Source organism: Halomonas terrestris (genome assembly GCF_049166755.1).
In the GTDB taxonomy this organism is placed as follows: Bacteria; Pseudomonadota; Gammaproteobacteria; order Pseudomonadales; family Halomonadaceae; genus Halomonas.
In genome coordinates this window covers 163633-186402 of record NZ_JBMHFZ010000006.1, presented here as the reverse complement: position 1 = coordinate 186402, position 22770 = coordinate 163633, and the positions used below count along the sequence as shown (strand labels likewise).

Genomic DNA, 22770 nt, shown 5'->3' with positions numbered 1-22770 from the left:
CCCCCGAACGCCGAGAGGCGAACCCGTAGGTTCGCCTCTCGTGATCCTGCCCTGATACGGGTGACTTTCGGTGTCGGTCATCGCCGGTCGGCGTGAGGTCACCTATCCCTTGCTGGCGTTCTTCGGTGGGCGACCGCGTTTGCGACGGGGCTGCTCGGAGACCAGGTCATCGAGGGAAAGGCCGGCATCATTGATCGCCTCGCGAATCTCGGCCAGCTTGCGCTCCTTCTGCGCTTCCTCTTCCTGACGCTGCAGCTCTTCGTCCTTCTTCTGCTCGATTACCTCGCCGATCACTTCGGCCAGCTTGTGCAGCTGCTCCATGCTCAACTGGCGTGCCGCGGCTCGAGCCACGTTCTTGTTGCGAGCGATGCGCTCCAGGGTTTCGCTGGACATTGGCCCCCTCCATGCCAAATTGACGAAAAGGTAACTCATGAGACTGTACGTCAAAAGTATATTCACACTTCGGCACTTGGCAAGAAAATACGTACAATTATTTTCGGCGATCCCTCGGAGAAAGCGCTCGAATCCATGCAGGAAACCGGAGACGAAGACGGCGCCAAGGAGGCGCCGTCACGATGCGTGGAGCAAGGAATATCGACTTTCAGCCACCGGTCATGTTCATGAAGCGCACCACCTGGACATCGCCGTCGGTGGTGAAGTGATGGCGCTCGGGCTTGAGCGGCATGGCCGAGACGATGCGCTGCTTCAGGGCCTCGATATCGCCCGGGTGACGGCGCAGCACCTCGCGCAGGTCCACCGAGTGCTCGTTGCCCAGGCAGAGCAGCAGACGCCCCTCCACGGTGACCCGAACCCGGTTGCAGGTGGCGCAGAAATTATGGCTGTGAGGCGAGATGAAGCCGACCCGGGTCTCGCTGTCGGTCATGCGAAAATAGCGCGAGGGGCCCAGGGTGGTCTCGGTGGTGGGGATCAGCTCGTGGCGGGTCTCGATGAGGGCCTGCACCTCGTCGCTGGAGCAGTAGGTTTCGTCACGGCTGTGGTCCGAGACGTCACCCAGCGGCATCTCCTCGATGAAGCTGATATCCAGGCCCTCCCGCCGGGCGAAATCGACCAGGTCGATCACCTCGTCGTCGTTGCGCCCCTTGAGGATGACGGCATTGAGCTTGATGCGTTCGAAGCCGGCCGCCCTGGCGGCACGGATGCCGTCGATGACGCGGTCGAGGTCCCCGGTGCGGGTCAGCGCGCGGAAGCGCTCGGGGTCCAGGGAATCCAGGCTGATATTGAGGCGCTTCAGCCCCGCCTGCCGCAACTGCTCGGCGTGCTTGCCGAGGCCGGCGCCGTTGGTGGTCATGGCGAAATCCCGCAGGCCTGGCAGCGCGCCGACCTGCTCCACCAGGGTCCCGATGTCGCGACGCACCAGCGGCTCGCCGCCGGTCAGCCGTACCTTTTCCACCCCCAGTTCGACGAAGGCCCGGGCCACCAGCGCGAGTTCCTCGAGGGTCAGCACCTGGGCACGGGGCAGGAAGGTCATCTCCTCGCTCATGCAGTAGACGCAGCGAAAGTCACAGCGATCCGTGACCGAGATGCGCACATAGCGCACCCGCCTTCCGAAATCGTCGATCAGCTCATCGGGTAGTGCCATCATCATCTCTCCCAGCGGCGGGCATCCGCGTGATCCGTGTCACGCTCGGCTACCCAGTAGTCGCCGTCGGTGGCGTGTTCCTTCTTCCAGAACGGGGCGCGTGTCTTGAGGTAGTCCATGATGAAGTCGCAGGCCTCGAACGCGGCGCGCCGATGGGCACTGGCGACCACCACCAACACGATAGGGTCTCCGGGGGCGAGTCGTCCAATCCGGTGGATCACGCTTACCCCATCGAGCGGCCAGCGCGCCTCGGCCTCCTGGACGATTCCGGCCAGCGCCGTCTCGGTCATGCCGGGATAATGCTCGAGGGTCAGGGCCGTGACCTCGGGCCTTTCGTTGAAGTCACGCACCAGTCCGGTGAAGCTGACCACGGCGCCGATATCGGTACGCCCCGCCAGCAGGACTGCCTGCTCGACGCCCGCGTCGAAGGGCGCCTCCTGGACACGAATCATGCTCAACCTCCGGTCACCGGGGGGAAGAAGGCGACCTCGTCCTCGTTGGTGATCGGCGTGCTCTCGGCCGCCATCACCTGATTGACCGCACACAGCACCCGTCCCTCGTCGAGCCGCGAGAAGCGCGGGTCGAGTGACTTGAGGGCGGCCTTGAGGCCGGCTACATCGGCACTCGGCAGGCTCTCCAGGGGCACCGAGACCTCCCCGACACCGAGGCGCTCGCGCAGCTCGGCCAGGCACTTGACCCGCACACAGGGCGAGGCGATGTCGCAGCGGGTGCCCAGCGACACCTCACCGACACTCCCCTCCCCGGTGACGATGGGGGGTGCCGGCTCGGCGCCCCTGCTGCCGCGACGGTAGTCTCCCGACCTGCCGCCGCTCTTGGCATCGAGGTGGATGTCGCCGATCTCCATCTCCTTGTCCACCGCCTTGCACATGTCATAGAGGGTCAGGCAGGCCACCGAGACCGCGGTCAGCGCCTCCATCTCCACCCCCGTGCGACCGTCGAGGCGGCAGGTCGCGGTGACCTCGACGCAGGAGGCGGCCTCGTCGAGACGGAAGTCGATGGCCACCTTCGACAGGGCCAGGGCGTGGCACAGCGGGATCAGCTCATGGGTACGCTTGGCGGCCTGGATGCCGGCGATGCGTGCCGTGGCCAGCACATCGCCCTTGGGCAGGCCGCCCTCGGCGAGCAGTGCCAGGGTGGCCGGCTGCATGCGGATGCATCCCGAGGCACTCGCCTCGCGCCGGCTCTCGGGCTTGCCGGCGACGTCGACCATGTGGGCTTCGCCGCGGGCATTGAGATGGGTCAGTGGCATGGAGAGCGCCTCATGGAAGTCGATGAAGGGGATGGAGGGTGACGGCCTCGCCCGGGCCCACCGCCTCGCGCTCGGCGGCGATCTCGATCAGGCAGTTGGCCGCCACCATCGAGGAGAGGATGCCGGAGCCCTGGGCACCGGTGCTGCTCACCCTGAGCCGGCCCTGGTCGTCGCAGCGGTAGACCCCGCGCAGATAGTCGACACGCCCCGTGCGACTCTCGAGCGGGTGCTCGGCCAGGGCGGTGAGCCGCGGCGGAACGCCGTCGCCACGCCCCTGCAGCCGCGCCAGCAGCGGGGCCACGAACTGCAGGAAGGTGACCATCACCGCCACCGGGTTGCCGGGCAACCCCAGGAAGGGCACGCCGCGCTCGCCCAGGCGGCCGCAGGCCAGCGGCCGCCCGGGACGTATGGCGATGCGCCAGAAGCCCAGTTCGCCGACCTCGGCCAGCGCCGCCCGGGTATGGTCGGCCTCGCCCACCGAGACGCCGCCACTGGTGATCACCAGATCGGCCAGCCCGGCGGCCTCGTCGAGGGCCATGACCAGGGCGGCCCGGTCGTCGGGCAGGATGCCGAGATCGATCACCTCGCCGCCCTGCTCCATCACCAGGCCCCGCAGGGTGAAGCGGTTGGTGTCGAAGACCCCCGCCGGGGGCAGCGCCTCGCCGGGCGCGGTGACCTCGTCGCCGGTGGAGAAGATCGCGATGCGCGGACGGCGCACCACCCGGGCCTCGGCCTGGCCGAGGGAGGCCAGCAGGCCGAGCTCGGCCGCCGACAGCCGGGTGCCCGCCGCCAGTGCCTGGGCACCGCGGGCGATGTCCTCGCCGGCCAGCCGCACATGCTGCCCGCGCCGGACCCGTTCGGGGCGATCCACGACCACCAGGTCGTCGCCCCGCTCCTCGAGCTGCTCGCGCATGATCACGGTGTCGGCCCCCGGCGGCAGCGGCGCCCCGGTGGTGATGCCCAGGCACTCGCCCGGCGCCAGGGGAGTCTCGCGGCGCTGGCCGGCGAACAGCCGGCCGACCCGCCGCCAGCACTCGGGCCAGGGTCCCGCCTCCGGCCAGGCCAGGGCGATGCCGTCCATGGCGGCATTGGTGCTCTGGGGCACGTCGACGGGCGAGACGACCGCCTCGGCCAGCACCCGGCCATGGGCGGCGGCGAGTGTCACCGACTCCGCCGGCAGCGGCCCCTCGACCAGTGTGCCCAGCGCCGAGCGGGCCTCCTCCACCGAGAGCATCCGCTCGCCGAGATCGAAGCAGGAGAGCGTCATCGGGTCGCCTCCTCCGCCACCGGGCGCGGGCTGCGCTCCCGGGGCCAGCGCGTCGGCCAGGCGGCGACCCAGTCGGTGAGCGCCTCGATGTCGCTGAGGGCCAGGGCCTCGACGCCTTCGGGGAGTGCCAGCGAGGCGTCGCAGGCCACCGCCTTGACCCAGGGGTCCTCGGCCACCCTGAGCGGCTTGCCCACCTCGGGGCGATGGAGCTCCAGCTTGGGCAGGGGCCAGGCCTTGAAGCCTTCCACCAGCACCAGGTCCGGCGCCTGGAGCCGCACCATCTCGACCAGCTGCGCCAGGTCGGGCTCATCGCGCCCCGGGGTCTCCATCATCAGCGCCAGGCGCGCCCGGGAGGCGACCAGCATGGGGGCCGCCCCCGCCTGGCGCAGGCGATAGCTGTCCTTGCCCGGCTGGTCGACGTCGAAGCCGTGGTGGGCATGCTTGATCACCGCGACGCGCAGGCCACGCTCGCCGAGCCGTGGCAGCAGCTGCTCGAGCAGGGTGGTCTTGCCGGTGCCGCTCCAGGCCGCGATGCCCAGCAGCGGCGGGAATGCATCGAGGTCGAGGCTGTCGTGACGGGTCTCGCTCATGGGGTCTGGGACTCCTCGTGCGCCCGGCGCAGCAGCGCCTGCTCGAGGCGCCGCTTGTCGTCGTCGGTATTGAGGTTGGCGAAGGCCTCGGGACAGCAGGAGAAGTCCACCTCGCACCAGGCATGGCGGGCATACCAGCGGTCGATCTTGCGCTCGCCGGCGGCCAGGGCGACCGCCAGGTCATCGGCCAGCCGGGTGCGCATCAGCGCCACCACGGGATGCAGGCGCTCGCCGTCGTGGGCCACGGCGATATCCGCCTGGCCGATCCCGGCCACGAGCCGTGCGACCAGGTCGTCGGGCAGCGCCGGGCTGTCGCAGGGGACCACCACCAGCCAGGGCGTCTCGGCGGCAAGCAGGCCGCTGTAGATCCCCATCAGGGGGCCCTGGAAGCCGCCCTCGGCATCGACGATCACCCGATCGGCCAACGCCCGGTAGTCATCGAGATGGCGGTTGGCGTTGACCATCACCCTGGCCACCCGCCCCTCGAGGCGTTCGATGACATGGGCGACCAGCGGGCGACCGGCGAAGGGTTCGAGCCCCTTGTCGCGCCCCCCCATCCGACGCCCCTGGCCGCCGGCCAGGATCAGGCCGCTGAGCTCGCCTTGCGTGATCATGGATTCTCCTGCTCTCCCCTGATGGTGTTATCGGGTGTCCATGACCGTCATGATGCCTGAGCCGGACGAGTGGTGCCATGCCGCCGGGCTGCGCGCCTGATGCCGATCAAGGCGGTGGCTTATCGCCGTCCGGTCGAGCGGGTATCATGCCGACACCGAGTGTCGACGATCGCGGCTTCATCCAGACAGGAATGCCAATGGAAGGATTCGATGTGGGGGACCGGCTCCGCCAACTGCGCAGTGCCCGTGGCCTCTCCCAGCGCGAGCTGGCCAAGCGGGCCGGCGTCACCAACAGCACCATCTCGCTGATCGAGCAGAACAGCGTCAGCCCCTCCGTGAGCTCGTTGAAGAAGATCCTCGATGCCCTGCCGGTCTCGATCAGCGCCTTCTTCGCCGGCGACGAGACGAGCTCGCCGCGCCCCTTCTACCGGGCCGGCGAACTGACCGAGATCGGCGATGGGCACCTCTCCTGGCGGCTGGTGGCCGCCCGGCGCCCGGACCGCCGCATGTCGATCATCCACGAGCGCTACCCCCCCGGCGCCGATACCGGCGAGGAGATGCTCGAGCACGAGGGCGAGGAAGGCGGCGTGGTGATCTCGGGCACCATCGAGCTCACCGTCAGCGGGGAGGTCGCGGTACTCGGTGCCGGGGATGCCTACTACTTCGACTCCCGCCTGCCCCACCGCTTCCGCAATCTCGGCGACCGCGAATGCGTGATCGTCAGCGCCAACTCCCCGCCGACCTTCTCGGAGGGCGGGCAGGAGCTGCATCACGCCTGAGGCCCCTGGCTGTCCCCCGCTGGATCCTGTAAGCGCCCCGCATAGCGCGGCTCCCACAGGGAGCTCACTGCTCGCCGCTCGGGAGAGGCTATTCGTCCTCCTCGGCCCCCGGCAGCACCCAGTTGAGCACGATGCCCACCAGGGCGGCCAGGCTGACCCCCTGCAGGGTGAACTGGCCGTTGCCGAACTGCATGCCGCCGATGCCGAACACCAGGATCAGCGAGATCACCACCAGGTTGCGCGGCGCGGTCAGCGAGTGGCCGGCGCGCACCAGGGTGTTCATGCCCACCACGGCGATGGAGCCGAACAGCAGGGTCATGATGCCGCCCATCACCGGGCCGGGGATGGTCTGCAGCAGCGCGCCGAGCTTGGCGACGAAGGCCAGCCCGATGGCGATGCAGGCCGCCACCACCATGATCTTCGGGTTGAAGGCGCGGGTCAGGGTCACCGCCCCGGTGACCTCGGAGTAGGTGGTGTTGGGCGGGCCACCGAACAGCGCCGCGGCCGAGGTGGCGAGGCCGTCCCCCAGCAGGGTGCGATGCAGGCCGGGCTTCTCCAGGTAGTTCCTGCGCGTCACCGAGCCGATGGCGACCATGTCGCCGATATGCTCCACCGCCGGGGCGATGGCCACCGGGATCATGAACAGGATCGCCGCCCAGTGGAAGCTCGGGGCGGTGAAGGCCGGCAGCGACAGCCAGGCCGCCTCGTCCACCGGGGAGAAGTCCACGAGCCCCATCAGCAATGCCAGCAGGTACCCGGTGGCGATGCCGCCCATGATCGGAATCAGGCGCAGCAGGCCGCGACCGAACACCGCCAGCACCAGCGTGACCAGCAGGCTGGCCATGGAAAGGAAGATCGCCGGGCCGTAGCCGATATGGTCGCTGGTCTCGCCGGTGGCCATGCTCACCGCCACCGGCGCCAGCGCCAGGCCGATCACCATGATCACCGGCCCCACCACCACCGGCGGCAGCAGGCGATGCAGCCAGACGGTGCCCTTGAGGCGCACCGCCTGGGAGATCGCCACGTAGACCAGGCCGGCGGCCAGCAGGCCACCCAGGGTGGCGGAGACGCCGAAGCTGGCCACCGAGCCCTGGATCGGTGCGATGAAGGCGAACGACGAGGCCAGGAACACCGGCACCGTCACCCGGGTCACGCCGTGGAAGATCAGCGTACCGACGCCGGCGGTGAACAGCGCCACGCTGGGATCGAGGCCGGTGAGCAGCGGCACCAGCACCAGGGCGCCGAAGGCCACGAAGAGCATCTGGGCCCCGGTGAGCAGGGTCCTGAGGGGCGACTCGGCCGCGGGTCGGGCGACCGCCGAGGTGTCAGTCATGGGGGCTCCAGGGAGTCAGGGTGAGGGAATCGCGCGGCATTCTAGCAGCCCGCGCCCGGCCGGACGATGGGCCCTCACCCGCCCTCTTCCACCCGCTTCTCACGCGGCTCGGGCGACGCCCCCTGCAGGTACTCCTCCAGCCGCTGCCGGGCCTGGTCGCCGAACAGGATGTCGCAGGCCTCGCGCAGGCCGGGCGAGCGGCGGATGCTCGCTTCCGACACCACCAGCGAGACCTTCGAGCGCCGGCGCAGGAAGTCCTCCAGGCGGGTGACCATCTCCCGGCGCCGGGCCTGCTCCAGCTCCACCCGCAGGTACTCGGTGCCCTCGATCAGCACCTCGGCCTGGCGCTCGTCCTGGCGGATCGCCTCGAGCATCTCGAAGGCATGGGCGCCGTAGCGACGCCACAGCCGCTGGCTGAGCGGCTCGGAGGCGTGCTCGGCGGTCATCGCGTCGAGTTCCATCAGCCGCGCCTGGTGCAGGAAGGCCTCGCGTACCGAGGCGTCCGGCTCGCCGTACCAGCGCTGCCGCGGATACGGGACCTCGATGCCCAGGCCGCGCACCGCCTCGACCACCTCCTCGCCCACGTTGAGGCAGTCGGTGAGCTTGCCGCCGAAGATGCTGAGGTGGGCGCGCCCGCGGTCGAGGTCGATGGCGTGCTTGCGCGACAGGTTGAGGAAGTCCCGCTCGCCGCCGCCGCTGGGCTTCACGGCCAGCGGCCGGACCCCGCAGCGCGTGGCGATGATGTCGCCCTCGTCCAGCGGCCTGGCGAGTGCCAGGCGCTTGTTGATGTTGTCGAGCACGAAACGGACATCCTCCGCCGTGGCCTCGACCTCGGGCGACGCCACCCGGGTGTCGGTGGTGCCGATGCAGGTGCGCGGCCCCATGGGGATCACGAAGAAGAGCCGCCCGTCGTCGGCGAAGAAGGCCAGCACCCGGCGGCTGTCGGTGAGCCGCGGCACGATCAGGTGGATCCCCTTGGAGAAGACATGGTGGTGCTCGGTGCGCTGCCCGGAACGCTGGTTGAGCTGGTCGACCCAGGGGCCGGCGGCATTGATCAGCACCCGCGAGCGGATCTCGAAGGTGTCGCCGGTCATCGCGTCGCGGGCCCGGGTGATCCAGGCGTCCTCCTCGCGCCGCGACGCCAGGGACTCGACGTAGTTGGCCGCCACGGTGCCGAAGTCCAGGCCCGCGCGCACGAAGTTGAAGACGAAGCGGGCATCGTTGTCGTGGAGGTAGGCGTCCGAGTACTCGAAGCCCCCCGCCGCCGTGGCGACGTCGATGATCGGCTCCCGGGCGTGCAGGGCCGCCGGCCTCAGGTAGTGGGGCCGCCGGGTGAAGGCGTTGCCCATCAGCCAGTAGAGCCAGGTGCCCGCCCAGGGCACCAGGGGGTGATGGCGGAAACCCCGGTTGATGGTGGTGAGAAAGCGGATCTCCTGCACCGACGAGGGGTAGCTCCTGATCAAGTGGTTGCGACTGCGGCAGAGCTTGCGCACCAGGGCGAAGTCGCCGCTCTCCATGTACTTGATGCCGCCCCATACCAGGTTGGAGGAGTGCATGCTGGTGCTGCCGGCGAAGTCGCCCTTGTCGATCAGCGCCACCCGAACCCCCTTGCCGCTCAGCGCGGCCGCCGCGGAGGCCCCGTTGATGCCACCGCCGACCACCAGGACGTCGAAGTGGCGCCGCGACAGCTTGTCCAGGTTGTTGTGTCTGAGTTGCATCTCTTGCCCTTCCTGAAAGCCCTTCCTGAAAACCCTTCTCGAAAAAAAGGGCCCCGCTCGGCACGACCGAGCGGGGCCTGGGTCCCGTTCGGGCAACCGGTCACACCTGTGCTGGTCCCGTGAATACACGGGATGATGGCGGGCGACTTGCGCCCGCCGGTCAGTCGCCTGTCAGCGTGTGCCCGCCGCCATCCATGCCTCCATCATCTCGTCGTAGGGCACGGTGGTGCCCTGGGGCATCTCGTCGTCGAGCCTGGCCGTTCATCAGCACGCGGCCACGGGTGGGCGTGTCGAGCCCGGCCATGAGCCGCATCAGGGTCGTCTTGCCGGCCAGGGTGCGGCCCAGCAGGACGTTGAAGGAGCCGGGCTCCAGCTCGAGGTTCACATCCGCAACGTGAGTGGCGCCACCGACCGTCAGATCGATATTTTCCAGGATCAATGACATGGCGAGTCTCGGTTGTTCGTTTTTGTATGGCGACGATCATGTCGACGTCCGAACACCATAGATCAGGCGCGCTTTCTTGACATCCATGTTGTTTAACGAAAATTCGAGACCGGTGGCCGCGAGGCGGCCATTAATCCGTCAAGCCTCTGTTGTAACGGTAATTTTTCGGAAATTATACTTTAGGCGACGCGAGAGGGCGGTGAGGCGAGGAACGAAACGAAGACGGGCCCGTGTTCGAGTACGAACACGGGCCCGCGAGTGGTGCCGGGGTCGGGCGAGGCTCAGCGGGTGCCGAAGATCTTGTCCCCGGCATCGCCCAGCCCCGGGACGATATAGCCGTTCTCGTCGAGGTGGTCGTCCACCGCGGCGGTGTAGATCTCGATGTCCGGGTAGGCGTCCTGCACCCGCTTGATGCCCTCGGGCGCGGCCACCAGCACGATCACCTTCATGTGCTGGCAGCCGCGCTCGCGCAGCATGTCCAGGGTCGCGACCATGGTGCCGCCGGTGGCCAGCATCGGATCGATGACGATGGCCAGGCGTTCGTCCAGGTCGTTCGCGAACTTGGCGAAGTAGGGCACCGGCTCGAGGGTCTCCTCGTCACGATAGAGCCCCACCACGCTGATCCGCGCGCTGGGGATCAGGTCGGTGACGCCGTCGAGCATGCCGAGGCCCGCCCGCAGGATCGGCACGATGGTGACCTTCTTGCCCTTGAGCAGCCTGACCGGGATCTTGTTGCCGCTCCAGCCGTCGATCTCCTGGGTCTGCAGCTCCAGGTCCTGGGTCGCCTCGTAGGTGAGCAGCTTGGCCAGCTCCCCGGCCAGCTCGCGAAAGCTCTTGGTGCTGATGCCGGCCTCGCGCATCAATCCCACCTTGTGCTGGACCAGCGGATGTTGGATGGCGTGGACGCTCATGGGCGGACCTCTTCACTGTTGGGAACGGGCGGCGGGAGACAGGGCCGACCTTGGTCGCATGGACCGGGCCGACAAATTGCCGGCCATTCTACCCGCATCCCGCCGCGAGTTGTAGGCGACTCAGGGCACCTCGGGCAACTGCCAGTCGATGGGCGTGCGGCCCTGTTCGATCAGGAAGGCGTTGGCCCGGGAGAAGTGGTGATTGCCGAAGAAGCCGCGATGGGCCGAGAGCGGCGAGGGGTGCGGCGACTCCAGCACCAGGTGGCGGGAGGTGTCCACCAGCGCCCGCTTCTTGCGCGCCGGGCTGCCCCACAGCAGGAATACCGACGGCTCGGCGTGCTCGTTGACCGTGGCGATGGCCCGATCGGTGAAGGTCTCCCAGCCACGGCCACGGTGGGAGCCGGCATTGCCCTGCTCCACCGTGAGCGAGGTGTTGAGCAGCAGCACGCCCTGCCGCGCCCAGGCTTCCAGGTTGCCATGGTCGACCGGCCGGAAGCCCACGTCGTCGGCCAGCTCCTTGTAGATGTTGACCAGCGAAGGGGGCACCCGCACGCCCTCGCGCACCGAGAAGCAGAGGCCGTGGGCCTGGTTCGGCCCGTGGTAGGGATCCTGGCCGAGGATCACCACCTTGACCGCGTCCAGGGGCGTGAGCTCGAAGGCGCGAAACCAGTCCGCGGAGTGCGGGTAGATCACCTTCCTGGCGGCCTTCTCGGCGGCCAGGAAGTCACGCAGCGCCTGCATGTAGGGCAGCTCGAACTCGGGCCCCAGCCAGCGCTGCCAGCTGTCGGGAAGCGGACACCCCATGGTCAGCGCTTCACCTGGTCGGCCAGCGGCTCGACATAGGCCACCCCCATGTCCCAGGGGAACTGGATCCAGCAGTCCTGGGCCACCTCGGTGAGGTACTGGTCCACCAGCGGGCGCCCCTCCGGCTTGGCATAGACGGTGACGAAGTGCGCCCTGGGCAGCATCTCGCGCACCTTGCGCGCCGTCTTGCCGGTATCCACCAGGTCATCCACCAGCAGCCAGCCCTCGCCGTCGTGGTCGACCCCCTTCAACACGTCGAGACCGCCCTGCTCCATGTGGTCGTAGCTGCTGATGCACACGGTGTCGATCAGGCGCACGTTGAGCTCGCGAGCGATCAGGGCGGCGGGAATCAACCCGCCCCGGGTGATGGCGACGATGCCCTTGAAGTCACGCTCGATCAGCCGGTGGCAGAGTTCACGGACGTCACGGTGCAGCTGATCCCAGGAGACGGTGAAATGGTGGTGGTAGCGATGGGTGCTCATGGCCGACCTCACTCCTCCTCGGTGAAGGAACAGACCGCGAAGACGCCATAGCCGGCCTCGCGGATGCGCTCGGAACCGCCGAGATCCGGCAGATCGACGATGGTGGCGGTCTCCACCACCTGCCCGCCGCTGCGGGAGATCAGCTTGGCGGCCGCCAGCATGGTGCCGCCGGTGGCGACGAGGTCGTCGACGATCAGGATGCGATCGCCCTGCTTGAAGGCGTCGGAGTGCAGCTCCACCTCCGCCTCGCCGTATTCCAGGGTGTAGGTCTCGCTGATGGTCCGGAACGGCAGCTTGCCCTTCTTGCGCACCGGCACGAAGCTGCAGCCCAGTTCGTAGGCCAGCGGCGCCCCGACGATGAAGCCGCGGGCATCGATGGCGGCGATGGCATCGAGATCCATCTCCTGGTAGCGGTGCACGAAGCTGTCGATCAGCTTGCGGAAGGCCGCGCTGTTCTGCAGCAGCGGCGTGATGTCGCGGAAGTTGACCCCCGGCTGCGGCCAGTCGGGGACGGTGCGGATCACGGACTTGATGTAGTCGCCGTAGATGCTCATCAATACGAGTCTCGGTGAGAGGTTGCAATCGGTGGATCAGTCGAGGAACAGGAACTTGGTGGCAAACAGCAGCGCCAGCACGATCACCGCCGGATTGAGGTCCTTGAAGCGGCCGGAGAGCGCCTTGATCGCAGCGTAGCTGATGAAGCCCAGGGCGATGCCCTCGGCGATGGAGAAGGTCAGCGGCATGGCCAGGGCGGCGATCAGCACCGGGGCGGCGTCGGTGGGATCCTCCCAGTTGGCGTGGGCCAGGCTGCCGGCCATCAGCACCGCCACGTAGAGCAGTGCGCCGGCGGTGGCGTAGGCCGGGATGGAGCCCGCCAGCGGCGCGAAGAACAGGCTGACCAGGAACAGGACGGCGACCACCACGGCGGTCAGGCCGGTGCGCCCCCCCGAGGCGATGCCTGCGGTGGATTCAATGTAGCTGGTGGTGGTGGAGGTGCCCAGCACCGCACCGGCCATGGAGGCGCCGCTGTCGGCCATCATGGCGCGACCGATGCGCGGCAGCTTGCCGTCCTTGTCGAGCAGGCCGCCACGGTGGGCCACCCCCACCAGGGTGCCGGAGGTGTCGAAGAGGTCGACGAACAGGAAGGCGAAGATCACGCTGAGCATGGCGATGTCCAGCGCGCCCCACAGGTCCAGCGCCATGAAGGTCGGCGCGATGGAGGGCGGCATGGACATCAGCCCGCCATACTCGTTGTGGCCCAGGAGCATCGCCAGCACGGTGATGCCGAGGATGCCGATCATCACCGCCCCGGTGACCTTCAGGTAGGCGAGCGCGGTGATGACGAAGAAGCCCAGCAGCGCATAGATGGCGGCCGGCTGGGAGAGATCGCCCAGGGAGACGTAGGTGGCCGGATTGGCGACCACGATACCGGCATTCTTCAGCGCGATCATCGCCAGGAAAAGGCCGATACCGGCGGCGATCCCCAGCCGCAGGGAGAGCGGAATGGAGTTGATGATCCATTCGCGGACCCTGAACACGCTGAGCAGGAAGAAGCAGAAACCGGAGAAGAACACCGCGCCGAGCGCCGCCTCCCAGGTGTAGCCCATGCCCAGCACCACGCCGTAGGTGAAGAAGGCATTGAGCCCCATGCCCGGCGCCTGGGCGATCGGGTAGTTGGCCCACAGCCCCATGATCAGGCAGCCGACGGCCGCGGCGAGGCAGGTGGCGACGAAGACCGCGCCATAGTCCATGCCCGCCTCGGAGAGGATGCTGGGGTTGACGAAGATGATGTAGGCCATGGTCAGGAAGGTGGTGATCCCGGCAATGACCTCGGTCTTCACGTTGGTATCGTGTTCGGCGAGCTTGAAGTGGTCGTCGATCAGGCGTTTCAGCATGGGGATGATTCCTTGCGCGCGTGCGTAGGGTGCGATGGTCCTGGGGGCGGGAGAGGCGGCGAGAAAAGCCGCCCATGGTACCCAAAGCTCCCCGGGGATGCGAGACGGCCACGGGTTGGCCGATTCCTTTACCGCCCCCTGTATAAGCAACCTCCGGGCCAGCCGCCACCCGCTCAGCCAACGCAGACTTGACGGAACGGTCAACTCGATGCCCGGCTCACACCCCCCGCGCCGCCAGCACGCGCTCCACGGTCTCGACGATGGCCTGGGTCTGGGGATCGATCTCGATGTTGACCGCATCGCCCGGGACCCGGTCCACCAGGGTGGTGCGCGCCAGGGTCTCGGGGATCAGGTTGACGCAGAAGCGCGGGCCGTGGTCGGCCGTGGCGGGCCGCGCCTCGCCGATGGTCAGGCTGATGCCATCCACCCCGATGTAGCCCTTGTCGAACAGGAAGCGCCCCAGGCCGTGGGGAAGCTCGAACCAGAGACGCCGGTTGTTGGGTGCCTCGTCGAGTTCCACCAGTTCGGCCATGGCCATGACATGGCCGGACATGGCATGACCACCGATCTCGTCGCCGAAACGGGCCGCCCGCTCGATATTGACGCGATCGCCCACCTCGAGTGCACCGAGGTTGGTCACCCTGAGCGTCTCGCGCATCAGGTCGAAGCTGACCCGCTCACCCTCGATGGCCGTCACCGTCAGGCAGACCCCGTTGTGCGCCACCGAGGCCCCGATCTCGAGCCCCTGCCCCAGGGGCCCGGGCAGTACCACCACATGGGTACGGAAGGCCTCGGCCTCCTCGATGGCCACCACTTCCGCCGTGCCCTGCACGATGCCTGTAAACATTGACGCCCCTCATCGACCGTGGAATACCGCAGAGCGCGACAGTGTAGGGAATCCGGTGCCCCGCCGTCCACGCGACGCCAGACTGGCACCCGACCATCACATGGAGATTCCACCAGGGATATGCCAATCGTGCAGAACGATCCTCCATGAGTGCCGCATGGTTATCGATGTAACCACCACGATGCTTGACACCCTGCGTCTTTGGTCGTAGCCTTCGCGCACATTTTGATGGCGCCGATTTGTACCCGGATTGCGGGCGCCAGCGTCGCGGGTGCCTCCCCGAGGTGTCCGCGACGTGAAGTGCAGCTAAAAGGGTGTGTCCAGCGTTGATGGCCACCCGCCAGGGTGGCCTTTTTTTTGGCCATCGCTGCATGGCCCGCGCCGCCGGGGCGCCCTCCCCCTGCGGAGGCCTCCATGATCCGACTGCACAACGTTTCCAAGACCTACCACCTGAAAGGGAGCCGCGACGGCGCGCCCCCCGGGGTCATCGAGGCCCTGAAGAACGTCGACCTGCACGTTCCCCAGGGACAGATCCACGGCGTCATCGGCCTCTCCGGGGCCGGCAAGTCGACGCTGATCCGCTGCGTCAACCTGCTCGAGCGCCCCACCGCCGGCAGCGTGTTCGTCGACGGCCAGGAGCTCACCGGCCTCTCCGGCGGGGCCCTCAACCAGGCGCGCCACCGCATCGGGATGATCTTCCAGCACTTCAACCTGCTGACCAATCGCTGCGTCTTCGACAACGTCGCGCTGCCGCTGGAGCTGATGGGCATGAAGCGTGCCGCGATCCGCGAACGGGTCGCCCCGCTGCTGGAGCTGGTGGGCCTGGCCGACAAGGCCGACCAGTACCCCGCCCGGCTCTCCGGCGGCCAGAAGCAACGCGTGGCCATCGCCCGGGCACTGGCCAGCCGCCCGCGGGTACTGCTGTGCGACGAGGCGACCTCGGCACTGGACCCCCAGACCACCGGCTCGATCCTGGCATTGCTGCGCGACATCAACCGGAAGCTGGGCCTGACCATCCTGCTGATCACCCACGAGATGGAGGTGGTCAAGTCGATCTGCCACCGGGTCAGCCTGATCTCCGACGGCGAGCTGGTCGAGGAAGCCGACGTCGGCGACTTCTTCACCGCCCCGCGTACCCGGCTGGGGCGCGAGTTCCTCAACGACTTCCTGCAACTCGAGCCGCCCCGGGCGCTGATCGAGCGGCTCGAGGCCGCTCCCGGCGAGCACACCCATCCGGTCGTTCGCCTGGCCTTCTCGGGGGATGCCGTCTCGACGCCGCTGATCTCCCGGCTGGCCCGGGAGTGCGGTGTCGATGTCAGCATCCTGCAGGCCAAGGTGGAGTCGATCCAGGAGCGCACCCTGGGGCTGATGATCGCCGAACTCATCGGCACCAGCGGCGAGACCGCCCGGGCCGTCGACTATCTCGAAACCCATGATCTTCACGTGGAGGTGCTCGGCCATGTCCAGCGCGATGATTGACCTCATCATCAAGGCCACCCTGGACACCCTCTACATGGTGGGCGTCTCGGGCCTGATCTCGGCACTGCTCGGCGTTCCCCTGGGCGTGCTGCTCTACGTCACCCGCCCGGGACAGGTGCTCGCCCATCCCCTCGCCAGCCAGGTGCTCGGCGCCGTGACCAACGTCGGCCGTTCGGTGCCCTTCATCATCCTGATGGTGGCGATCATCCCCTTCACGCGAATGATCGTCGGCACCTCCATCGGCACCAACGCCGCCATCGTGCCATTGACCATCGCCGCCATCCCCTTCGTGGCACGCCTGGTGGAAGGCGCCCTGAACGAGGTGCCGCCCGGCCTGGTGGAGGCCGCCCAGTCCATGGGCGCCACGCCCGGCCAGATCATCGTCAAGGTCCTGCTGCCCGAGGCCAGGGGCGGCATCATCACCGGCCTGACCATCACCGTGGTGACCCTGATCAGCTATTCGGCCATGGCCGGGGCCGTCGGCGGCGGCGGCCTGGGCGACCTGGGCATCCGCTACGGCTACAACCGCTTCGACCCCACCGTGATGCTGATCACGGTGGTGATCCTGGTGGTGATGGTGCAGGGCTTCCAGATGCTCGGCGACCGCCTGGTGCGGCGTACCGACCACAAGTAACTTCATCAAGGCAGAATAACCGCGGACGCCACCCAAGGAACCGCTGAACAAGCCAAATAGGCGAGCGGGATGAAGCGCAAGGCGCACGGAGCGCAGGAACCGGAGTGTAGCCTGCTACATGAGGATTCCGAGCACCGCGCAACGCAGCGATTCGCCCGCGCAGCCATTTGGCACGCAAAGGAGAATGACGACATGCAAGTGACCCTGACCCGCCTGATCGGCATCGCCACCCTGGCCGGCGCCACCCTGCTGGCCGGCTGCGGCGGCGATGACGCCGGCGATTCCCGCACCATCAAGGTCGGCACCGTGGCCGGCCCCGAGACCGAGGTGATGGAAGTCGCCGCCGGTATCGCCAGGGAGACGTTCGACCTCGAGGTGGAGATCGTCGAATTCACCGATTACGTCTCGCCCAACGCGGCGCTGGCCGACGGCAGCCTGGATGCCAACGCCTACCAGCACGAGCCCTACATGCAGAGCATGGTGGAGGACCGCGGCTACGATTTCGCCATCGCCGGGCGCAGCTTCGTCTACCCCATCGGCGCCTACTCCGAGAAGTGGGAGAGCATCGACGACCTGCCCGAGCGCGCCATCATCGCCCTGCCCAACGACCCCTCCAACGAGGGCCGGGCCCTGATCCTGATGCACAACGAGGGCCTGATCGAACTCGACGACCCGACCAACCTGGAAGCCACGCCGATCGACGTGACCGGGAACCCCCGGGACTTCCGCTTCCGCGAGATCGAGGCGGCCCAGCTGCCACGCGTGCTGCCCGACGTGGACATGGCCTTCATCAACAACACCTTCGCCCAGCCCGCCGGCCTGAGCCTGGACGATGCCCTGATCAAGGAGGGGCCGGAGTCGCCCTACGTCAACCTGATCGTGGTGCGCGGTGGCGACGAGGAACGCGAGGCGATCCGCCAGCTGGTACAGGCCTACCAGAGCGACGAGGTCGCCGCCAAGGCGGAGGAGCTGTTCAAGGGATCAGCGATCCCCGGCTGGGAGTGAGCTCTTCTCGAGTAAAGCTGGGCCGGCCATAGCGTCGGCCCCTTGCATTTGGCGCTTCGCCAACTGTTGTGAACACAAGTCGAGGCCGAAGACTTACTGTGGGAGCTGGGCTTTGCCCGGCGAATGGAGACCGAAGGGCTCCCAGGCGGCATACGCTTACGCAAGCTGCTTTACCTGGGCGCCTCCGGCGCCATTCGCTCGGGGAACCCGAGCTCCCACAAGGTAATGTCGGGCGATCATGCCAAGTCTGTTCATTCCAGGAGCCACCATGACACCGGACTACCCTCTGCTCGCCCGCCAGCTCGAGGCCCTGCTCGACACCCGCGACTGGCTGACCAACAGCGCCCAGGCCAGCGCCTTCCTCATGCAGGAGATCCCCGAGCTGAACTGGGCGGGCTTCTACCTGCATCGCGAGCCCGAGACGCTCTGCCTCGGCCCCTTCCAGGGCAAGCCGGCCTGCCACCCCATCCCCTTCGGCAAGGGCGTGTGCGGCGCCGCGGCGCGAACGCGGCAGACCCGGCGCATCGCGGACGTCCACGCCGTGGCCGACCATATCGCCTGCGATGCGGCGTCGGCGGCGGAGCTGGTGGTACCCATCGTCGCCGGTGACCGCCTGTGGGGCGTGCTGGACCTGGACAGCCCGGTCAAGGGTCGCTTCACGGCCGCCGACCAGGCCGGTATCGAGGCCCTGGTGGCGGTCTTCGTCGAGCGCACGGATCTGCAATGAGAAACGCCCCCGCAGCCGGGCTGCGGGGGCGTTTCGGGAAGCTGGTAGGACCAAGCGGATTTGAACCGCTGACCTCCACGATGTCAACGTGGCGCTCTAACCAACTGAGCTATGGTCCTGTCACGCTGTTGCCGTGAATCGAGCCGGAGAATGGTAGGACCAGGCGGATTTGAACCGCCGACCTCCACGATGTCAACGTGGCGCTCTAACCAACTGAGCTATGGTCCTGCATCGGGCATTCTGCCGGTCTGGCGACGCGTTAAGCGCCGTGGCAACGGATGCGTATATTACCGAAACCACTGGCATTTGCAAGCCCTCAGCGATCGCTTTTCACCCGCTCCACCGCCTCCTGCCAGCCCCGGTAGAGGCGTTCGCGCTCGCTCTCCTCCATCTTCGGCACGAAACTGCGCTCACACTGCCAGAGCCCGGCGATCTCGTCGAGGTCACGGTACCAGCCGAGGCGCAGCCCGGCCAGGTAGGCGGCCCCCAGGGCGGTGGTCTCCAGCACCGTGGGGCGGTCGACCTGAACCCCGAGCATGTCGGAGAGGAACTGCATCACCCAGTTGTTGCTGACCATGCCGCCGTCCACCCGCAGGGTGCCGGGCGCGGCCGCCATGTCGTCGTTCATGCAAACCTGCAGGTCACGGGTCTGGTAGCAGACCGCCTGCAGGCCGGCGGCGACGATCTCGGCGATGCCGGTGTCGCGAGTCAGGCCGAGGATGGCGCCGCGGGCCTTCGGATCCCAGTGCGGCGCCCCCAGGCCGGTGAAGGCCGGCACCAGGTAGACGCTGTGACCGCTGCGGGTCTGGCGGGCCAGGGCCTCGGTGTCGGCGGCATCGCTGAACAGCTGGAGGCCGTCGCGCAGCCACTGCACCGTGGCGCCGGCCACGAAGATGCTGCCCTCCATGGCGTAGGTCGGCTTGCCGTCGAGCCGATAGGCCACGGTGGTCAGCAGCCGGTTACGGGAGGTCTCGGCGACCTCGCCGGTATTGACGATCATGAAGCAGCCGGTGCCATAGGTGCTCTTGCCCATGCCCGGCGCGAAGCAGGCCTGGCCGAACAGCGCCGCCTGCTGGTCACCGGCCACCCCGGCGATGGGCAACTCGCCGCCCAGCCAGCGTGACTCGGCGACACCGTAATCGTCGCTCGAGTCCTTCACCTCGGGCAGCAGGCTCTCGGGGATGCCGAACAGCTCGAGCAGCGCCGGGTCCCAGCGCTGCGCGTGGATGTCGAACAGCGCCGTGCGCGAGGCATTGGTGGCATCGGTGGCGTGCACCCGACCGCCGGTGAGCCGCCAGATCAGGAAGCTGTCCACGGTACCGAAGGCCAGTTCACCCCGTTCGGCCCGCTCCCGGGCACCCTCGACATGCTCCAGCAGCCAGGCCAGCTTGGTGGCCGAGAAGTAGGGATCGATGAGCAGCCCGGTGCTCGCCTGCACCGCCGCGGCATGGCCCGCCTCGCGCAGCTGCTGGCAGGCATCCGCGGTGCGCCTGTCCTGCCAGACGATGGCATTGTGAAGCGGCTCGCCGGTCGCCCTGTCCCACAGCAGCGTGGTCTCGCGCTGGTTGGTGATGCCGATGCCGGCGATCTCCTCGAGCCGTACCCCGGCCTGCTCGATCACCTCGCGGCAGGTGGCGAGCACCGACTCCCAGATCGCCTCGGGGTCGTGCTCGACCCAGCCGTCGGCGGGAAAGTGCTGGTCGAACTCGCGCTGGGCCATGGCTCGGTTGTGGCCTTCGCGATCGAAGAGGATGGCGCGGGAGCTGGTGGTGCCCTGGTCGATGGCAAGCAGGAAGTCGGCCATGGTGGGTCCTGTTGTTGGATGTTCGTTTGTGATCACCAAGAGTACTGCAGTGTGTTCGTAATGCTTTACGACTTTCGGCGCATACCCCCCGGCGTCGCCCTGCTCCACCCGCCCGGAATGGCATACAATGGGGCCACAGACAAGGAGCCGACATGAACCAGCAGCAACGACAGGACGCCATCGTCGACCTGGTCCGCCGCCAGGGCTATGCCAGCATCGAGCAGCTCACCGACCACTTCACGGTCACCCCCCAGACCATCCGTCGCGACCTCAACGCCCTGGCCGGCGAAGGCCTGATCCGTCGGGTCCATGGCGGCGCCGGGCTCGAGTCGAGCACCGTCAACACCTCCTACAATACCCGCAAGACCCTGAACCTGGACGCCAAGCGCCGAATCGCCGCCCTGCTGGCCCGCCACATTCCCGACCACGCCTCGCTGTTCATCAACATCGGCACCAGCAACGAGGTGGTGGCCGAGGCCCTGCTCGAGCACCAGGGCCTGGAGGTGATCACCAACAACCTCAAGGTGGCCGCGATCCTCCAGCACAAGGAGGACTTCAACGTCATCATCGCCGGCGGCCAGGTGCGACCGCGGGACGGCGGGATCATCGGCGAGGCCACCATCGACTTCATCAACCAGTTCAAGGTCGACTTCGGCATCATCGGCATCAGCGGCATCGACGAGGACGGCTCGCTGCTGGAGTTCGACTACCAGGAGGTGCGCGTCGCCCAGGCGATCATCCGCAACTCTCGCCAGGTGTTCCTGGCCGCCGATCACTCCAAGTTCCACCGCAACCCGGTCGTGCGCCAGGGCAATATCGGCCAGCTCGACGCCCTGTTCACCGACCGTCGCCCTTCCGACGCCATCCTGCGCCTGCTCGAGGCGCACGACGTGGCCCTGCATATCGCCTGAGCCGATTCGCACCCGCCCCCCCTCCGCCGGCGACGACCGTGTCGCGGCATTCGCCTCGCCCCTTGATGTTCGATATTGATTAATCTATTTTCGTTTTCTAACATCAAACAGGACAGCAGCGACCCGGCCCGGCCGGGCGGGAGACCTTCATGAGCGACAGGGCGAACGACATGCTCGACCTCTTCGTCATCGGCGGCGGCATCAACGGCACCGGCATCGCCGCGGATGCCGCCGGTCGGGGCCTGGGGGTGGGGCTGTGCGAGCAGGCCGACCTGGCCAGCGCCACCTCCTCGGCCAGCAGCAAGCTGATCCACGGTGGCCTGCGCTACCTGGAGCACCGCGAGTTCCGCCTGGTTCGCGAGGCGTTGCGCGAACGCGAGGTGCTGCTGGCCAAGGCGCCCCATATCATCTGGCCACTGCGCTTCATCCTGCCCCACCGCCCTCACCTGCGGCCGGCCTGGGTCCTGCGCACGGGCCTGTTCCTCTACGACCACCTCGGCAGGCGGCAACGCCTGCCCGGCTCGCGGGGGGTGACCTTCGCCGAGGAGGACGGGCTCAGCCCGGACATCTCGCGCGGTTTCGAGTACTCCGACTGCTGGGTGGACGATGCCCGCCTGGTGGTCCTCAATGCTCTCCAGGCACGCGAGCACGGCGCCGAGGTCCTGGTCCGCACGCGCTGCGTCGGGACCCGCGAGGAGGCCGGCCACTGGGTGGTCGAACTGGAGGATGTCGAGACGGGCAGCCGCCTCGAGCGCCGGGCCCGGGTGCTGGTCAACGCCGCCGGCCCCTGGGTGGAGCAGGTGGTACGGGGGCAGGCCGGCAGGCGCTCCCGCTACGCCATCCGCATGATCCGCGGCAGCCACCTGATCGTCGATCGCCTCAACCGCGACGACCGCGCCTACATCCTGCAGAACAGCGACCGGCGCATCGTCTTCGTGCTGCCCTACGAGGAGTCCTTCAGCCTGATCGGCACCACCGACAGGAACCATGAAGGGGACCCCGGGCGGGTGACGGCCTCCGACGAGGAGGTGGACTACCTGCTCGAGGTGGTCAACGGCCACTTCCGTCGCCAGCTGGGGCGCGACGACGTGATCGCCACCTTCGCCGGCGTGCGCCCGCTGTGCGACGACGAGTCGGCGGCCCCCTCGGCCATGACCCGCGACTATACCCTCGACCTGGATACCCGGGGCGCCCCCCTGCTGTCGGTGTTCGGCGGCAAGATCACCACCTACCGCAAGCTCGCGGAGACGGCCCTGCGCTCCCTGCGACCTCACCTTCCCGGCATGCAGGGGCCCTGGACCGCCGAGGCACCGCTGCCCGGTGGCGACATCGGCGACCCGCACCGTTTCACCGCCCGCCTGCTGGCCGACTTTCCCTTCCTCGGCGAGGCACGGGCCCGGCGCTTCGCGCGCAGCTATGGCAGCCTCTGCCTGCGCTTCCTCCGGGGCGCCGCCCGTGACGAGGCGCTGGGCGAGTCGTTCGGTGCCGGGCTTACCGCCGCCGAGGTGGACTACCTGGTCGACCATGAATGGGCACGCAGCGCCGAGGACATCCTCTGGCGCCGCACCAAGCTCGGGCTGCGACTCGACGCGACCCAGACCGCCCGGCTGGCCGAGCATGTCCAGGCACACCGGCACCAGGTGGCGGCCTGATGC

General features: G+C 68.0%; 23 protein-coding genes, 2 tRNA genes and 1 pseudogene. 7 read left to right on the top strand and 19 right to left on the bottom strand.

Going from position 1 to position 22770, the window contains the following annotated elements; translation table 11 throughout:
• Window positions 1–102: 102 nt before the first annotated feature.
• From ACOMD9_RS08480 to mobA, 7 genes are all read right to left on the bottom strand, one after another.
• Window positions 103–393 carry an H-NS family histone-like protein gene (locus ACOMD9_RS08480; RefSeq protein ID WP_421413694.1) on the bottom strand — a complete coding sequence of 97 codons (291 nt, stop codon included), beginning with the start codon at window positions 391–393 and terminating at the stop codon, window positions 103–105.
• A 208-nt stretch (window positions 394–601) separates the two neighbouring features.
• Complete coding sequence (gene moaA, locus ACOMD9_RS08475; RefSeq protein ID WP_421413692.1) at window positions 602–1600, bottom strand: GTP 3',8-cyclase MoaA; 999 nt, start codon at window positions 1598–1600, stop codon at window positions 602–604.
• A gap of 2 nt (window positions 1601–1602) precedes the next feature.
• Window positions 1603–2052: a molybdopterin synthase catalytic subunit MoaE gene (gene moaE, locus ACOMD9_RS08470; protein WP_421413690.1), complete on the bottom strand. Its 450-nt coding sequence runs from the start codon at window positions 2050–2052 to the stop codon at window positions 1603–1605.
• Between the two features lie 2 nt (window positions 2053–2054).
• Window positions 2055–2870 carry a cyclic pyranopterin monophosphate synthase MoaC gene (moaC, locus tag ACOMD9_RS08465; RefSeq protein ID WP_421413688.1) on the bottom strand — a complete coding sequence of 272 codons (816 nt, stop codon included), beginning with the start codon at window positions 2868–2870 and terminating at the stop codon, window positions 2055–2057.
• A gap of 10 nt (window positions 2871–2880) precedes the next feature.
• Complete coding sequence (moeA, locus tag ACOMD9_RS08460) at window positions 2881–4137, bottom strand: molybdopterin molybdotransferase MoeA (RefSeq protein ID WP_421413687.1); 1257 nt, start codon at window positions 4135–4137, stop codon at window positions 2881–2883.
• Window positions 4134–4727 carry a molybdopterin-guanine dinucleotide biosynthesis protein B gene (gene mobB, locus ACOMD9_RS08455; RefSeq protein ID WP_421413686.1) on the bottom strand — a complete coding sequence of 198 codons (594 nt, stop codon included), beginning with the start codon at window positions 4725–4727 and terminating at the stop codon, window positions 4134–4136. The genes moeA and mobB overlap by 4 nt, the downstream gene beginning before the upstream one ends.
• Window positions 4724–5341 carry a molybdenum cofactor guanylyltransferase MobA gene (gene mobA, locus ACOMD9_RS08450; RefSeq protein WP_421413684.1) on the bottom strand — a complete coding sequence of 206 codons (618 nt, stop codon included), beginning with the start codon at window positions 5339–5341 and terminating at the stop codon, window positions 4724–4726. The genes mobB and mobA overlap by 4 nt, the downstream gene beginning before the upstream one ends.
• Window positions 5342–5538: 197 nt before the next feature.
• Here mobA and ACOMD9_RS08445 point away from each other — a divergent pair, with 197 nt between their 5' ends.
• Window positions 5539–6120: a cupin domain-containing protein gene (locus tag ACOMD9_RS08445; protein WP_421413682.1), complete on the top strand. Its 582-nt coding sequence runs from the start codon at window positions 5539–5541 to the stop codon at window positions 6118–6120.
• Window positions 6121–6208: 88 nt separating this feature from the next.
• Here the strand turns inward: ACOMD9_RS08445 and ACOMD9_RS08440 are convergent, their stop codons facing one another.
• The 9 genes and pseudogenes from ACOMD9_RS08440 to ACOMD9_RS08400 form a co-directional block, all read right to left on the bottom strand.
• Complete coding sequence (locus tag ACOMD9_RS08440; RefSeq protein ID WP_421413680.1) at window positions 6209–7453, bottom strand: uracil-xanthine permease family protein; 1245 nt, start codon at window positions 7451–7453, stop codon at window positions 6209–6211.
• A gap of 74 nt (window positions 7454–7527) precedes the next feature.
• The gene (locus ACOMD9_RS08435; protein ID WP_421413679.1) at window positions 7528–9171 is read right to left on the bottom strand and encodes a glycerol-3-phosphate dehydrogenase/oxidase; all 1644 of its coding nucleotides are present in this window, start codon (window positions 9169–9171) and stop codon (window positions 7528–7530) included.
• Window positions 9172–9424: 253 nt separating this feature from the next.
• Window positions 9425–9616, bottom strand: a pseudogene (locus tag ACOMD9_RS08430) (ATP-binding cassette domain-containing protein); the annotation flags it as partial.
• Window positions 9617–9897: 281 nt separating this feature from the next.
• Complete coding sequence (upp, locus tag ACOMD9_RS08425) at window positions 9898–10527, bottom strand: uracil phosphoribosyltransferase (protein WP_421413678.1); 630 nt, start codon at window positions 10525–10527, stop codon at window positions 9898–9900.
• 120 nt (window positions 10528–10647) lie between these two features.
• The gene (ung, locus tag ACOMD9_RS08420) at window positions 10648–11331 is read right to left on the bottom strand and encodes a uracil-DNA glycosylase (protein WP_421413676.1); all 684 of its coding nucleotides are present in this window, start codon (window positions 11329–11331) and stop codon (window positions 10648–10650) included.
• Between the two features lie 2 nt (window positions 11332–11333).
• On the bottom strand, window positions 11334–11813 hold the full coding sequence (gpt, locus tag ACOMD9_RS08415; RefSeq protein WP_421413675.1) for a xanthine phosphoribosyltransferase: 480 nt from the start codon (window positions 11811–11813) through the stop codon (window positions 11334–11336).
• A gap of 8 nt (window positions 11814–11821) precedes the next feature.
• Window positions 11822–12367, bottom strand: a complete 546-nt coding sequence (locus tag ACOMD9_RS08410) for an adenine phosphoribosyltransferase (protein WP_421413673.1) — start codon at window positions 12365–12367, stop codon at window positions 11822–11824.
• Between the two features lie 36 nt (window positions 12368–12403).
• Complete coding sequence (locus tag ACOMD9_RS08405; RefSeq protein WP_421413671.1) at window positions 12404–13708, bottom strand: NCS2 family permease; 1305 nt, start codon at window positions 13706–13708, stop codon at window positions 12404–12406.
• 217 nt (window positions 13709–13925) lie between these two features.
• Complete coding sequence (locus tag ACOMD9_RS08400; RefSeq protein WP_421413668.1) at window positions 13926–14555, bottom strand: riboflavin synthase subunit alpha; 630 nt, start codon at window positions 14553–14555, stop codon at window positions 13926–13928.
• Window positions 14556–14969: 414 nt separating this feature from the next.
• On the opposite strand from ACOMD9_RS08400, the gene ACOMD9_RS08395 reads away from it, so the two are divergent.
• The 4 genes from ACOMD9_RS08395 (at window position 14970) to ACOMD9_RS08380 (ending at window position 18400) form a co-directional block, all read left to right on the top strand.
• The gene (locus ACOMD9_RS08395) at window positions 14970–16034 is read left to right on the top strand and encodes a methionine ABC transporter ATP-binding protein (protein WP_421413666.1); all 1065 of its coding nucleotides are present in this window, start codon (window positions 14970–14972) and stop codon (window positions 16032–16034) included.
• Window positions 16015–16668, top strand: a complete 654-nt coding sequence (locus ACOMD9_RS08390) for a methionine ABC transporter permease (protein WP_421413663.1) — start codon at window positions 16015–16017, stop codon at window positions 16666–16668. Before ACOMD9_RS08395 ends, ACOMD9_RS08390 begins: the two co-directional genes overlap by 20 nt.
• Before the next feature lie 192 nt (window positions 16669–16860).
• Window positions 16861–17673 (top strand): MetQ/NlpA family ABC transporter substrate-binding protein, encoded by an 813-nt coding sequence (locus tag ACOMD9_RS08385; protein ID WP_421413661.1) that lies wholly within the window; start codon window positions 16861–16863, stop codon window positions 17671–17673.
• Between the two features lie 268 nt (window positions 17674–17941).
• Complete coding sequence (locus ACOMD9_RS08380; RefSeq protein WP_421413659.1) at window positions 17942–18400, top strand: GAF domain-containing protein; 459 nt, start codon at window positions 17942–17944, stop codon at window positions 18398–18400.
• A gap of 42 nt (window positions 18401–18442) precedes the next feature.
• Here the strand turns inward: ACOMD9_RS08380 and ACOMD9_RS08375 are convergent.
• The 3 genes from ACOMD9_RS08375 to glpK all read right to left on the bottom strand — a co-directional run bounded on the left by ACOMD9_RS08375 (window position 18443) and on the right by glpK (window position 20204).
• Window positions 18443–18519, bottom strand: a tRNA-Val gene (locus ACOMD9_RS08375).
• 32 nt (window positions 18520–18551) lie between these two features.
• Window positions 18552–18628: transfer RNA gene (locus ACOMD9_RS08370), tRNA-Val, on the bottom strand.
• Between the two features lie 88 nt (window positions 18629–18716).
• Window positions 18717–20204, bottom strand: a complete 1488-nt coding sequence (glpK, locus tag ACOMD9_RS08365; protein ID WP_421413656.1) for a glycerol kinase GlpK — start codon at window positions 20202–20204, stop codon at window positions 18717–18719.
• 152 nt (window positions 20205–20356) lie between these two features.
• Between glpK and ACOMD9_RS08360 the strand changes: the two genes are divergently transcribed.
• Both ACOMD9_RS08360 and glpD read left to right on the top strand, forming a co-directional pair.
• Window positions 20357–21115, top strand: a complete 759-nt coding sequence (locus tag ACOMD9_RS08360) for a DeoR/GlpR family transcriptional regulator (protein ID WP_421413653.1) — start codon at window positions 20357–20359, stop codon at window positions 21113–21115.
• A 149-nt stretch (window positions 21116–21264) separates the two neighbouring features.
• Window positions 21265–22767, top strand: coding sequence for a glycerol-3-phosphate dehydrogenase (gene glpD, locus ACOMD9_RS08355; protein WP_421413650.1), 1503 nt, complete (start codon window positions 21265–21267; stop codon window positions 22765–22767).
• Window positions 22768–22770: the final 3 nt, after the last annotated feature.

Bases quoted from the DNA above. Each gene is read 5' to 3' on its own strand.
- ACOMD9_RS08480 (WP_421413694.1), bottom strand. From the start codon at position 393: ATGTCCAGCGAAACCCTGGAGCGCATCGCTCGCAACAAGAACGTGGCT.
- moaA (WP_421413692.1), bottom strand. From the start codon at position 1,600: ATGGCACTACCCGATGAGCTGATCGACGATTTCGGAAGGCGGGTGCGC.
- moaE (WP_421413690.1), bottom strand. From the start codon at position 2,052: ATGATTCGTGTCCAGGAGGCGCCCTTCGACGCGGGCGTCGAGCAGGCA.
- moaC (WP_421413688.1), bottom strand. From the start codon at position 2,870: ATGCCACTGACCCATCTCAATGCCCGCGGCGAAGCCCACATGGTCGAC.
- moeA (WP_421413687.1), bottom strand. From the start codon at position 4,137: ATGACGCTCTCCTGCTTCGATCTCGGCGAGCGGATGCTCTCGGTGGAG.
- mobB (WP_421413686.1), bottom strand. From the start codon at position 4,727: ATGAGCGAGACCCGTCACGACAGCCTCGACCTCGATGCATTCCCGCCG.
- mobA (WP_421413684.1), bottom strand. From the start codon at position 5,341: ATGATCACGCAAGGCGAGCTCAGCGGCCTGATCCTGGCCGGCGGCCAG.
- ACOMD9_RS08445 (WP_421413682.1), top strand. From the start codon at position 5,539: ATGGAAGGATTCGATGTGGGGGACCGGCTCCGCCAACTGCGCAGTGCC.
- ACOMD9_RS08440 (WP_421413680.1), bottom strand. From the start codon at position 7,453: ATGACTGACACCTCGGCGGTCGCCCGACCCGCGGCCGAGTCGCCCCTC.
- ACOMD9_RS08435 (WP_421413679.1), bottom strand. From the start codon at position 9,171: ATGCAACTCAGACACAACAACCTGGACAAGCTGTCGCGGCGCCACTTC.
- upp (WP_421413678.1), bottom strand. From the start codon at position 10,527: ATGAGCGTCCACGCCATCCAACATCCGCTGGTCCAGCACAAGGTGGGA.
- ung (WP_421413676.1), bottom strand. From the start codon at position 11,331: ATGGGGTGTCCGCTTCCCGACAGCTGGCAGCGCTGGCTGGGGCCCGAG.
- gpt (WP_421413675.1), bottom strand. From the start codon at position 11,813: ATGAGCACCCATCGCTACCACCACCATTTCACCGTCTCCTGGGATCAG.
- ACOMD9_RS08410 (WP_421413673.1), bottom strand. From the start codon at position 12,367: ATGAGCATCTACGGCGACTACATCAAGTCCGTGATCCGCACCGTCCCC.
- ACOMD9_RS08405 (WP_421413671.1), bottom strand. From the start codon at position 13,708: ATGCTGAAACGCCTGATCGACGACCACTTCAAGCTCGCCGAACACGAT.
- ACOMD9_RS08400 (WP_421413668.1), bottom strand. From the start codon at position 14,555: ATGTTTACAGGCATCGTGCAGGGCACGGCGGAAGTGGTGGCCATCGAG.
- ACOMD9_RS08395 (WP_421413666.1), top strand. From the start codon at position 14,970: ATGATCCGACTGCACAACGTTTCCAAGACCTACCACCTGAAAGGGAGC.
- ACOMD9_RS08390 (WP_421413663.1), top strand. From the start codon at position 16,015: ATGTCCAGCGCGATGATTGACCTCATCATCAAGGCCACCCTGGACACC.
- ACOMD9_RS08385 (WP_421413661.1), top strand. From the start codon at position 16,861: ATGCAAGTGACCCTGACCCGCCTGATCGGCATCGCCACCCTGGCCGGC.
- ACOMD9_RS08380 (WP_421413659.1), top strand. From the start codon at position 17,942: ATGACACCGGACTACCCTCTGCTCGCCCGCCAGCTCGAGGCCCTGCTC.
- glpK (WP_421413656.1), bottom strand. From the start codon at position 20,204: ATGGCCGACTTCCTGCTTGCCATCGACCAGGGCACCACCAGCTCCCGC.
- ACOMD9_RS08360 (WP_421413653.1), top strand. From the start codon at position 20,357: ATGAACCAGCAGCAACGACAGGACGCCATCGTCGACCTGGTCCGCCGC.
- glpD (WP_421413650.1), top strand. From the start codon at position 21,265: ATGAGCGACAGGGCGAACGACATGCTCGACCTCTTCGTCATCGGCGGC.